A 12,235-nucleotide genomic window follows, 5' to 3' on the forward strand; every position below is an offset into this window, starting at 1 on the left:
CTCTTACAAGGAGAAGTACTCTGCTATCGGGCCTAATGCCAGTGCCGGGAAATAAGACAGCGCAGTCAGGATGATGATCACCGCGAAAGTCATTGCGCCAAAGGTGATCGAGTCTGTTCTCAGTGTACCGGCAGAAGCAGGAATGTATTTTTTAGAAGCCATCAGACCAGCGATAGCCACCGGTCCGATAATGGGCAGGAATCGTCCCAGTATCAGCACAAAGCCGGTGGTTACGTTCCAGAACACATTACCGTCGCCCAGTCCTTCAAAGCCGGAACCGTTGTTGGCATTGGCTGAAGTGTATTCATACAGCATCTCTGAGAATCCGTGATAGTTGGGATTGTTGAGCCATGCAGATGGTTTCATCGCCCAATTAGCATCCGGATGATGTGCCAGCACCCAGGAGGAGAGCGCCGTACCAGCCAGGATCAGGAAAGGAGACAACAGCGTAATAATTGCTGCGATCTTCACTTCGCGGGCTTCCAGCTTGTGGCCCATCAGCTCAGGTGTACGACCTACCATCAGCCCGGAGATAAAGACGGCGATGATGATAAAGATGTAATAGTTGAGGATACCTACGCCACAACCGCCATAGAAGCAGTTCAGCATCATACCCAGTAATTGCATCATACCGGTCATTGGCATAGTGCTGTCGTGCCAGCCACATACGGAGCCGGTAGAGATGATGGTGGTAACAGTGCTCCAGTAGCCGGTGGCAGCGGGTCCAAAACGGACCTCTTTACCTTCCATGGCGCCGGTGGCCTGTTGTATGCCCATATGCGCAATAGCAGGGTTTCCGTTTATTTCCGATTGCATGGTCGGTACCAGCAGGCATATCATCCCGATGGTCATCACCCCGAAAATCACATAGGCAAACTTGCGGCGGTTGATGAACATGCCCAGTGCAAACACCATGGCGATAGGTATGACAACCTGTGCAAACATTTCAGTCATCCAGGTTACGTAGCTGGGGTTTTCCAGCGGGTGAGCGGAGTTGGCACCAAACCAGCCACCACCGTTGGTTCCAACGTGTTTGATGGCAATAAATCCGGCAGCTGGTCCGCGGGATACGTTCACAGTATCACCCTGCATGGTTACTACGGTATCTTTACCATCGAAGCTGGCAGGAGTACCGTTAAAAACAAGTATCAGTGCAATAACGACAGATATAGGTAAAAGGATGCGGGTGATTGTTTTGAGGAAGATATCCCAGAAGTTACCCAGCTTGGTAGTGGTTTTTTCTTTCATGGCTTTGAAAACCACGATCAGTGCGGCGATACCGGTGGCAGCACTTACGAACTGCAGGAAGGCCAGCACAAACAGCTGTGTGAAGTAAGTAACACCTGTTTCACCTGAATAGTGTTGCAGGTTACAGTTTACAACGAAGCTAATAGCAGTGTTAAATGCCAGGTCGGCCGATTGTCCGGGGTTACCATCCGGATTCAGCGGCAGCTTATCCTGGAACATCAGTACAAAAAAGGCATAAACAAACCACACCATGTTGATGGTCAGGAGTGCTTTGAGGTGCTCTTTCCAGGTCATTTCCTCTTTGGGATTGATGCCGGAAATTTTGAAGAACAGACGCTCCAGCGGCGCCATAAAGTCGGACCAGGTTTTATCTCCCCTGAATACCTTTACGATATACCTCGCCAGTGGCCAGGCCAGTAGTAATGTTAGTCCATAGGTGGCAATAACGCCTAAAATTTCAGTAGTCATCTCTAGTTAGTTAAAAGCTTTGCAGCGGCTCAGGTGGCGGCCGCCTCAGAATTTCTCCGGTTTCAGCAGCACATACACCATGTATGCGAAAACCAATATTGAAAGCACAAATAATGCGGTCATAACAGGTGTGTTTAATCAGATTTTTTCAAAATAGTCTACAGAACCAAAGAACAGGGCAAAGCAGGCCAGTCCCGCCAATACCAGTAAAATAGTCATCATCATAAAAGTTGTTTTTAAAGTGCTATTGTTTGTAAATGTTGAATCCTGACAGTTCTGAGAGAAGATGGTAACATGTCCCGGTGCTGCGTACATAACAAAGGAGATAACGCATACATAAACACACTTTCAATAGCATTACGCAAGGAATTGCTGCCATTGCGATATAATACCCCTGCAATGGTAAAACAACGTTTCACTTCCTGCAATTGTTCATGACGGATCATGTTGCCGGTATAGTCGGCAAAAGTGTGAATTACTTTACTCACTCTTTCCTTGGTCGTCAGCTGTTGCATAGGAAACGACAGACCAGGGATCTGTAAACCGATCAATTGTGAGATTTTCGAATCTGGTAACATGTGATCAATTGTTTGATACAATTACCAGATATACCAGCCGGGTGCCAGTATTAAAAAAAGAAAAGAGAAACAGACATAACTATCTGTTTCTCAATATCATAAATAAAAATTCAACATTAAAGGGGAGAAAGAAGATTCCCGGAAACCATGCAGAATCTGAAGGGTATGTGCAGAAATGGAAAGGTATAGGGGAGAGCGTTATACCTTCTTACGTCCAAAATGGTAACTGATCATAAACGCACCCACGGAACCAAACCGGATTTCATAAAATGATTTGCCGGCATCAGGATCAAATGATCCTTCCTCCGTGACCTTGTGAAACATACAATTTAACGAGATCTCGGTAGACAGGGAAACATGTTTGTTAAAGAAGTAACGAACCCCTACCACCGGGCTTACACCATAGCGCCATATATGGGATTTGAGCGAATTGGCATGGAAGTATGCCAGCGATACATCGGAGCCACCATATAACGTCCAGTTATCGATGGTACCTCCCCATTGATGTCCTACTCTTAGTTCGGGAGCCCATCCCATCACAGGGTTATCGGATACCTCCAGATTGAGCGAGGCCCGCAAGGCTCTTTTAGGATGATAATGCCAGCGATAGTTAGCAGTGTAGGAATTAGCATTTTTTTTCAGGAAAGTAAGGATATTGGCCACGTCTATGGCAATCTCGTGCTGATAACGGTATTTCGCCACCGTACTGTCCTGTGCAAAAACAGCGATACTGAACAAAGTCAGTATCGCTGTCATAAAATAAGTACGTTTATTTCCGGTTAATCCAGCCACTCAGTTTGTTTTTTAAGTTCACGATCTTTTTGGAGAAAGCACCGTTGGATTGGGCTGTACGTTCAAACCAGTTTTCAACATCTGCACCAAAGTCTGGTTGCAGCATTGCTTTCAGGTCCTTGATGAATGAATCGGTATAAACAGAAGCTGCTTCGGAAGATTTGTCTTTGTAGAAAACGATCAGGTCCTGGGAGCCGTTTGCATCTTTCAGTTTCAGCTGTGCCACTTCCTGTTCTTTGGAGTAAGCGCTCACGTTGAATACAGTGTTGTACTGATCAGCTTTGGCGTTGGAAGGCAACTGGAAATAAGCTTTAGCGTCCAGGCTACCTTTCAGGGTCAGGTCACCTTTTTTAACGGAACCGATCACAGATACCAGGTCCTCTTCAATTTTCAGGTTGTTATAATCATCATCCTTGAAAGTCACTTTTGCATTGAGTGCAGTTACACAATCAGAAGCAGATTGCAGTTCAGTTGTTACATTGAACTGTGTATTGCTCAGTTTTTCCACTTTCACGAGGAAGTTGTGTGGCTTCAGTGTCAGATTCAGCACCACTTTTGAAGGGATGGGGAAGTTACCGGTACCAAATTCGCCGGAGTAGTTGATGGTCATCAGTTCTTCCGTTCCTTTTTTCAGGCTGCCTTTAATGCTGGTAGGCAGATAAATGTCTAAAGCGTTCGCCTGGAATTTAGCGTCCTTGTATTCTGTGATCGCGAATACATAGTCGTTTACGGCCGTCGTAGGATCTGAAGGGAAAGACACTGTGATGTTGTCTGCCTTGGTCACCACAAACTTTTTAGTGCCCGGGTTCCAGGTGTAGTTGCCCACGTAGTTCGCGTAATTAAAGCGACTGTTGTTGGGGTCCAGTTCAAAGTGATTGAAAGCTACATCGAGTGCATCAGTCAGGTCATCCAGCCAGGCTTCATTGGTGATGTTGCCTTTGTTAAGACCAGCAGTCTTAAACAAGGAGCGTACAAACTGGCCGTCTTTGATGTTTTTCACGCAGTCTACCAGGTTCTTGCTGGTAGCTTTGATCATCGTTTTGTCTTCTTCTACAGTTGTAGGTTTGTCGGGGTTGCTGCCATCATTGTTTTTGGAGCTGCAACCCGCCATGGCTAATACCAGTCCGGTACCTACCAGTACTTTACTGAATTTGTTCAGCATCATAGGTCGAGATAATTGCGGGTTAAAAATAAGCCCACAAGATATAATCGATTTTTAAATAAGTTAATTTATTGAATATAAAAAACTTACATGAAAAGTTCGACCTGATAGGTAACAAGATAACCTTAGCTGAACAGATACAATACATCTTCTTTGGTGAGCTTTTTCACAAAGCCACTATCGTCGGAGATGATTTCTTTAACAAGTGATTTTTTACGTTCCTGTAGTTGTAATATTTTTTCTTCTACGGTATCCTTACAGATCATACGGTAAGCGAAGATGTTTTTCGTTTGGCCGATACGGTGAGTACGGTCGATAGCCTGTTGTTCCACAGCCGGGTTCCACCATGGATCCACAATGTATACATAGTCTGCTGCGGTAAGGTTAAGACCCACACCACCTGCTTTCAGGGAGATGAGGAATACGCGGCATTCATCATTATGCTGGAAATTTTGGATCGCCTTTTCACGATCTACCGTAGAGGTGCTACCATCGAAGTACTCGTAAGGTATCTTCATATGCTGCAACCTTTCCCGGATAAGTCCAAGCATGCCCAGGAACTGAGAAAACACCAGCACCTTGTGATTACCGATATTCTCGGCTATTTCACGGGTCAGCTCATGCAGCTTCACAGAGTGGTTGGGATACTGTTCCGTATCATTGAGGATAGCCGGCGAGTCGCAGATCTGGCGCAGCTTCATCAAACCTTGCAGGATGGTCAGCTGTGAACGTTCCATACCCTGATCTTCAATAACACCCAATATCTTGGAGCGATAGGTATTACGATAGGCATCATAAATATGGCGCTGCTCAGGGTCCATTTCACAGAAGATCACTGTTTCAATTTTCTCCGGCAGGTCTTTCGCCACCTGTTCTTTGGTACGGCGGAGAATAAAGGGATATATCAGTTTACGCAGATGTTCTTTTCTTTCTTCATCCTGGAACTTGTCTATCGGCGTAGCAAATTCATTCCGGAAAAAGTCTACGCTGCCCAGCATGCCCGGGTTCAGGAAGTTCATCTGTGCATAAATATCGAAGGTATTGTTCTGCATGGGGGTACCACTCAGTGCCAGCCTGTTTTTGGTATGCAACAGCTGGGCTGCTTTGGTAACCTTGGACTGCGGATTTTTAATGGCCTGTGATTCATCCAGGACCACATAATCAAACTCCAGCTTCATCAGCGTTTGTATGTCACTACGCAGCGTACCATAGGTGGTGATGATCACATCAAACTTGGCCAGTTCCGCAGCATCTTTGATACGCGTAGGTCCATGATGGATATGATGCTGGATTTCGGGAGTGAACTTGCGGATCTCATTCTCCCAGTTATAGATCAGCGTGGTAGGACAAACTACCAGCGTCATACACTTCCCTTCATTTTTGTTTTTATAATACTGGATGAAGGTGAGTGCCTGGATGGTTTTACCAAGACCCATGTCATCTGCCAGGATACCGCCCCACTTGATTTCATCGAGATAGTTGAGCCACTGGAAGCCGCTTTCCTGATAAGGGCGCAGCGTAGCTTTCAGGTTATCTGGCAGCGAGATATTACGGATCTCATCAAACTGCAGCAGTTTTTTACGCTTCTGCTCCAGTTCTATTACAACGGCTTCATCATCGATAAACTCATACAGTTCATCGATTACGCTGAAGTTGTATTTGCTGAGTTTAAGGCCTTTGTCTTTTTCTTCACCTACCTTAAACAACAGTGAATATTTGCGCAGCCATTCTTCCGGCAGCAGGCCCAGAGAGCCGTCTGCCAGCTGAACATAGTTCTGTTTGTTGGCCAGCGCATTTTTGATGTCTTTGATGCTTACTTTCTGGTCGCCATACAATACCTCAATCTGCGCATCGAACCAGTCGATGCCGGAGCTGATTTGCAGGTTGGTGACCGGTTTATGCGAACTGAATTTGAAGTTGCGCAGGTTATCAAAACCGAAAACGCGCACATTCATTTCTTTCAGTGCATCGAAGAAGAGGAAGAACCAGTTGTTCTTCAGGGCTTCTTTAGCACGCAGATAAAAATAGTTGTTGTTGTCGTGCTGTGCGAAGTTGGTATGCAGTGCGCGCAGTTTGCCGACAAACTCTTCTTCCGCTTCCTTGTTACGGCGGATGACGAGTACTTTATTCCCTTCCTGTACGGTGATCTTGCTTTCATCATTCCATTCTACCTCCTGGCCACGGTAAGCGAAGCCGGGTTGAATGATGAATGTTTCGCCCAGTTCTTTGAGGTATACACGGCATTCCGGTGCCAGGTCGGTAATTTCTGCCAGCAGCTCTTTATCGAAGCGGATATCATACTGCCGGCTTAATGGCAGCAGATAGTCCTTGAGATATACCGGCCATTCCTTGTTAGGGATTTTCAGTTTACCGTTTTGCTGGAAGAGGGCTACGTGCAGGGCGTCCTGCGGTGTTTCAAACAGGTACAGCATGTTCTGGTGGAGGAACAGCAGCGGGCTTGCCCACTTGTTGTCTGCTACATTGACCAGTTCACCTTCTATTGTTACAAAACAGTTCACTTCCACATGGCTGCTGCCGCTGCTGGTTTTGATGACCAGCTTCAGTCTTTCGGCGCCTATCTGGACCGGTTGCAGGTTTTTGGTTTTGAACTGTTGCCGCTGAGGCAGGTAAAATACCAGGCCCTGTTCTGCCAGCTGCGGAAACAGCTTAGCCAGTTTGGGATGCAGGTATTCCAGCATCAGCTCTTTGGTTTCGGTAGGCAGCTCTTCGGCATTTTCATGCGTGATATTTTCCCAGATGCCCGCAAATGGGGAGTTTTTACTGAGAAACTTACTGACTTCCGCACCCTGTAACTTACGGATAGGGGCTATGAGCTCCCTGTCTTTTTCTTTGTATTGATAGAAGTCAACATATTTGGTGAGGTCCAGTTTACTGGCCAGGGAAACGAAGGCTGTCTGGTCTTCATTCACTTCACCGCTGACAATATCTATTTTAAAATAAGGGTATAAGTCCTCGTTGGCGTTGAATATGGCAGCCAGGCGCTGTGTTACCGTCAGGGTTTCTTCCGGTGGCGGCGGAGCGGTGGCTGGCTGGCGGCCGGCGGAGTTTCCGTCTACTCTTTTGATGCTGGGGTCCAGCACCCGCAGGAAGGGCTTACCATCCATATAGGAAAAGGCAAACTTTCCGTCGAGGTCGTCACTCAGCGAGTAGCCATATAGGGAGAGGAGTTTATTTTTCTCTTTGTCCCAGTTACGCAGCGTATCAAAGTAAAAAGGCCCGTGTTTCTGCAGCAGCTGCAGGAAAAGGGCTGTTTTATGCACACAGAGGGCGTGGGCTGTTTCATCACAGGTGCAATGAGTATCAAAAAAACGTTCCTCATTACGCTGTATGATCAGCGGATATTGCTTTTTATCCAGCACCAGCATGGCTTCTATCTTTTCATCTTTGGCAGATGATATCTTAGCCGGATGCTGTTTGGCGATCGTTTCTGCTTCTGCCATGATGGAGGCAGATACCAGTAGCTTGATCGTTTTGATATCAATGGATTTCATTTTGATCAGCGTGTGTTGCTGATCAAACTGGGTTTCAAAGCTCTCAAAGTGATTTTTGTCCAGCATCTCCTGAAGCTGGAACAGGGCTGCCGCCTCATGACGGCAGATATCGCCCAGGTTGTACGGACATTGGCAACGGACAGACATACCGCTGCTCTCACCATATTTATTGATGTTGACGCGGTAGTAATTGGCATGAGTGTCACTCTTTACGCGGAAAGTAGCTGATTTAAGCACCGGATCGGCTTCGATGAGCTCTACGCCCCCGGTAGAAAAAATACGCTTCCCCCTGCGGATCACTTCATCAGTGCCGTTATTGTAAACATATTTTAGCAAATGGGGTAGCGACATACTATACGTTGTTGCCTGCTTTTATTATCAGTCTACGGGGTAAATAAATATATCAAAAATCTTTAACCGCTGATAAAAAGGCAATCCACAAAACTAAGCAGAAATCTCTAATAAACAGCACCCAAAATGAGAGTTAAATCACAATTCCGCTGTGGTGGCATATTCCCCGTTGCCCGCCCCTGGCGGGGTCAGTGGCGGACTGAAAATTTATTTTATATATTTTTTTAATAATGTATATTTACTGATACTATTTTACCTCTGTTTATCAATAAATTACGTTCACATGAAATAAAAAACATATATAAAGGTCGTTTTTTAGCTAATATGCCGGATATACCGTTTCACAGAAAAATCCATCGCCTCCCGGGCCCCTGTCAGGATATACTTGCCGAAAGCTCCGTACATAGCGTCATAAGACAGCGGAGATACTGCCTCCTGAATAATCTTCACCTCCGCAGCAGACAGCGGGATATTATTAGGATAGCTATACATAAAAGAAGTTGTTTTCCGGTCGGTAGACACCTGAATCACATCACCCACCAGCAGGGCTCCTTTACCCGCAGGGCTGTACAACACATTAGCACCGGGGAAGTGCCCGCCACAAAGCACCAGCTTCATACCGTCCCATAGCTCCAACGTTTTGCCCTCCCATAAACGGATCACCGGATCATGCCTTCCCAGCCAGGAAGCATCCAGCTGATGTACATATACCGGCGCATTGTCAAAAGCATGGCTCCATTCCACAATAGTCGAAAAATAATGGGGATGCGAAATGGCAATAGCCCTGATTCCACCCAGGCGATGGATGATATCTATCGTAGAGTCGTCCAGGTTAGTAATACAGTCCCACAAAATATTCCCATGAGGTGTTACTACCAGATGCGCCCGCTGTGATATCGCGAAGCCGGGCGTGGAGTAAATGGCATATATACCCGGCGCTACCAGTTCAATCACATTCTTATGACCTTTTTGTATCTGTTCAAGAGTGGTCCAGCTCTGTCCGGCAGGATTCACATACTGGCGCTCATCTTCACAGATAGGACAGTGTGCCGGCGCAGTCTCCGCAGCATCGTACTGCACACCACAGGTAACACAGATATAGTGTTTCATAACATTGTTTTTATCATTTGAAAGGTAGGGCATTTTTGATAAAAGCGGCAGCCCGGCTATCGCCAGCCCGCTTTGTTTGATCCAGTCGCGTCGCGTGTTTTGCTTTTGCATAAATCATCATTTTTGAATGTCAAAAGTATCCCGTCGAAGCCCCTCGCTCAAGGGACATCTTCAACAAATACTTGTACATTTGAACATGCAACCACCTATTCCACAGCACCGGATCAACGATGGTGTAACCGTTCCGGTGCCACCGTTTTCCAACAATGTGTTGATTGCAGGTTTTAATGATGAAGGGAAGATCATGCCCAGGCAATACCCTCACCGGCATGCCTATTATGAGATATTGCTGCTGCATCGCAGCAAGGGTGTACATTATGTGGACTTTGTGGCTTATCCGTTTGAAGGAGCGGTGGTGTTCCTGTTGTCACCAGAGCAGGTGCATCAATTGAACCGCGAAGGTTCCAACGGATATACGCTCCGGTTTGATCCGGCATTCTTCAGCAGTGGCAATGATCCCGACAGCCAGCTGCTGGGCCATTTCCTCTTCGACAATATGCAGGCCTGCCCGGTAATACCGCTGGAGGAAACGGAGCTGGCACGCCTGGACAACCTGCTGGGCATTGCGCAGGACGAATTCAACAGAGGCGGGGATGATGCAACACAAATCCTCTTTTCCTATATCCGTGTAATTTTGATGGAAGTCATGCGTATCCGGCGACGTCAACTGGGAGAAGCTCACCTGTTGCCCGGCGCCCCGCAAACACAGCTACTCCAGTTCAAACTCTTATTGCACCGGCATTTCCATGAACTGCATGAAGTGCAGGACTATGCTTCCCGAATGCATATTACGCCGCGGCAGCTGAATAGCATCACCCAACGGTTCACCGGCAAAACCGCCGGCTCCCTCATCCGGGAACGTATCCTCCTGGAAGCCAAACGGCTGCTCTTCCTCAACGAACTTACCATTAAAGAAGCCGGTTACCGCATCGGATTCGATGATCCGGCCTACTTCACCCGTTTCTTCAAAAAAAATACAGGCATCTCTCCACAGCAATTCCGGGACAACACCCCTCAGGCATAAAAGTGCAACACAAACACATTTTTATCCATGTTTTCCCTTTTGCCGGGATTGTAGTTTTGTGTCTTCATTCTTAAACACACACTTCTTATGAAAGACAACAAACAAATCGCATTTCTGGTATTACGTATAGGCCTCGGCATATTGTTCGTGATTTTTGGTATTCAGAAATTACAGGGCGGTACCGCCACCTGGGAATTCCTGGGCGGCACACTGAAAACCATCGGCATCAGCAAATGGCCTGCTTTCTGGGGTCTGCTGGCCACTCTTTCCGAACTGGTGGGAGGTATCGCATTGATTACCGGCTTCTTCATCAGACCTGCAGCTGTTGCACTGCTGGGTACAATGATCGTCGCCACCTTATTCAAGATAACTTCAGGAGCATCTTTTGCGGAAGTGTCCTATCCGCTGGCAATGGTGATTGTATTTATCTCGTTTATTATTGGAGGGGGAAGACGGGTACAAACGGCATAAAAATTTAGAGATTAAATGATTTAGGGATTTAGGGACTTAGGAATTTGAAATGCAGCGAAGAATTGCAGCGGATCAAATTCCTAAGTCCCTAAATCATTTAATCCTTAAACACCTACCAGTGCTCCGTCTTTAAATATCGGGAGAATATTGGCGCCATCAGGCGTAAGGCAATAGGTAATATCTTTTTCCAGGCCATATTTAGCAAGACGCTTGTAGTGAGAGGCCTGTTTCATAAATTGATGGATGTCTGTTTTAGCAGATTCATACAGTGTTTCAGCGGCAATCGCAGAATCACAGTTGACATCAAAATGTTCCCGGATGCGGTTTACCACTGCACCGGCGAAGAGCGTATCTTCCATGTTTACCCGGTCTTTCCAGGCAGCGCAGCCCAGTATCACGTTTTGATTTTGCGCGATCAGGTAGTCGCATACTGCGCTGATATTGGGAAAAGAGCCGGTAATAATCTGAATGGCATCTTTGGCCATATGCAGTAACTTGGTGCCGTTAGTAGTAGTGAGCACCAGTGTTTTGTTTTCGATAAACTCCCGGGGATATTCAAAAGGGGAGTTACCATGTACCAGTCCTTCCGCCACTTTACCATCGCGTTCGCCGGCAGTGATGCCATCGATTGCGCGGCCGATATTCACACATTCTTCTACGGTAGCTACTGGTATTACTTTGGCAGCGCCATTGTACAGGGCGGTGCAGATGGTTGAGGTAGCACGCAGTACATCGATGATGACCACGATGCTGTTTTTCACATCAAATAAATGTAATAAAGCCGGGGATAGACATACTTCCAGGCTGGGTTTGTTGCTTTCTGTCATTCAATTGCATTTATGCATTAATCAAGGACTACTCTCCACTTTTCACTCTCTGCGTAGTCCTTAATGGTTTCATTACGGTGCTGTAGCAATCTGGTCATGTATCCCACCAGATAAAAGCGTTCCACCATGCGGCCAAGCCAGCCATAGGGGGTGCCAAAATCCATGATATCAATCATTACCGTACCATTGCCGATCTGTTTGAAATGATGCTCATGTTTCATATGGGTAAAATCACCTTCTGTCATTTCATCGGTGAAATGTTCCCATTCCTTCATGGCAACTATTTTAGTGGTCAGTTCCCGCACTTTGCCCAGATGCTTTGCGCGCCAGGTAACTGTTTCGTTATACTTAATCAGTCCGTTGGTGCGACCTTTGATGGCGTCTTCCTGCCGGTGCGTCATGCTCCGCTTATGCAGGGTGATACTCCGGCTGAGGTCATAGACTCTTTCCTGGGGAGCATAGATAACGGTAGTTAAATGAATAGTAGGCATAGATATGGCAATAAATAAATAATTCCGTTGACTACCCAAAGCCGCAAAGCAGCAAGAGAGCAAAGACTGAATAAAGATACTGCTGTCTCTGCGTCATTGCTGCTTTACGCCTTTGTGTGAAACATACGTGACGAAATTAAT

At 46.5% G+C, this 12,235-nt stretch carries 11 protein-coding genes; 2 read left to right on the plus strand and 9 right to left on the minus strand.

Going from position 1 to position 12,235, the window contains the following annotated elements; all coding sequences use genetic code 11:
• Positions 1-3 precede the first annotated feature (3 nt).
• The 7 genes from kdpA to DF182_RS12595 form a co-directional block, all read right to left on the minus strand.
• Positions 4-1,716, minus strand: coding sequence for a potassium-transporting ATPase subunit KdpA (kdpA, locus tag DF182_RS12565; protein WP_113615952.1), 1,713 nt, complete (start codon positions 1,714-1,716; stop codon positions 4-6).
• Between the two features lie 45 nt (positions 1,717-1,761).
• Positions 1,762-1,839, minus strand: a complete 78-nt coding sequence (locus DF182_RS32855) for a potassium-transporting ATPase subunit F (protein WP_113616872.1) — start codon at positions 1,837-1,839, stop codon at positions 1,762-1,764.
• 113 nt (positions 1,840-1,952) lie between these two features.
• Complete coding sequence (locus tag DF182_RS12575; protein WP_113615953.1) at positions 1,953-2,294, minus strand: DUF7674 family protein; 342 nt, start codon at positions 2,292-2,294, stop codon at positions 1,953-1,955.
• A gap of 198 nt (positions 2,295-2,492) precedes the next feature.
• Positions 2,493-3,050: a PorT family protein gene (locus DF182_RS12580; protein WP_147243427.1), complete on the minus strand. Its 558-nt coding sequence runs from the start codon at positions 3,048-3,050 to the stop codon at positions 2,493-2,495.
• 13 nt (positions 3,051-3,063) lie between these two features.
• The gene (locus DF182_RS12585) at positions 3,064-4,251 is read right to left on the minus strand and encodes a hypothetical protein (RefSeq protein WP_113615955.1); all 1,188 of its coding nucleotides are present in this window, start codon (positions 4,249-4,251) and stop codon (positions 3,064-3,066) included.
• A gap of 122 nt (positions 4,252-4,373) precedes the next feature.
• The gene (locus DF182_RS12590; protein WP_113615956.1) at positions 4,374-8,111 is read right to left on the minus strand and encodes a DEAD/DEAH box helicase; all 3,738 of its coding nucleotides are present in this window, start codon (positions 8,109-8,111) and stop codon (positions 4,374-4,376) included.
• Between the two features lie 315 nt (positions 8,112-8,426).
• A complete protein-coding gene (locus tag DF182_RS12595) occupies positions 8,427-9,332 on the minus strand; it encodes an MBL fold metallo-hydrolase (RefSeq protein ID WP_245957427.1) in 906 nt (301 codons plus the stop codon).
• 85 nt (positions 9,333-9,417) lie between these two features.
• On the opposite strand from DF182_RS12595, the gene DF182_RS12600 reads away from it, so the two are divergent.
• Both DF182_RS12600 and DF182_RS12605 read left to right on the plus strand, forming a co-directional pair.
• Entirely contained in the window at positions 9,418-10,305 is an 888-nt protein-coding gene (locus DF182_RS12600) for a helix-turn-helix domain-containing protein (protein WP_161964130.1), read from the plus strand.
• An 87-nt stretch (positions 10,306-10,392) separates the two neighbouring features.
• Positions 10,393-10,776 carry a DoxX family protein gene (locus DF182_RS12605; RefSeq protein ID WP_113615958.1) on the plus strand — a complete coding sequence of 128 codons (384 nt, stop codon included), beginning with the start codon at positions 10,393-10,395 and terminating at the stop codon, positions 10,774-10,776.
• Between the two features lie 104 nt (positions 10,777-10,880).
• On the opposite strand, the gene DF182_RS12610 is transcribed toward DF182_RS12605, so the two are convergent.
• Positions 10,881-11,603 carry a 2-phosphosulfolactate phosphatase gene (locus tag DF182_RS12610; protein ID WP_113615959.1) on the minus strand — a complete coding sequence of 241 codons (723 nt, stop codon included), beginning with the start codon at positions 11,601-11,603 and terminating at the stop codon, positions 10,881-10,883.
• Positions 11,604-11,620: 17 nt separating this feature from the next.
• Positions 11,621-12,094, minus strand: coding sequence for an SRPBCC family protein (locus tag DF182_RS12615; RefSeq protein WP_113615960.1), 474 nt, complete (start codon positions 12,092-12,094; stop codon positions 11,621-11,623).
• Positions 12,095-12,235 lie beyond the last annotated feature (141 nt).

This window comes from Chitinophaga flava, from assembly GCF_003308995.1.
Lineage (GTDB): Bacteria > Bacteroidota > Bacteroidia > Chitinophagales > Chitinophagaceae > Chitinophaga > Chitinophaga flava.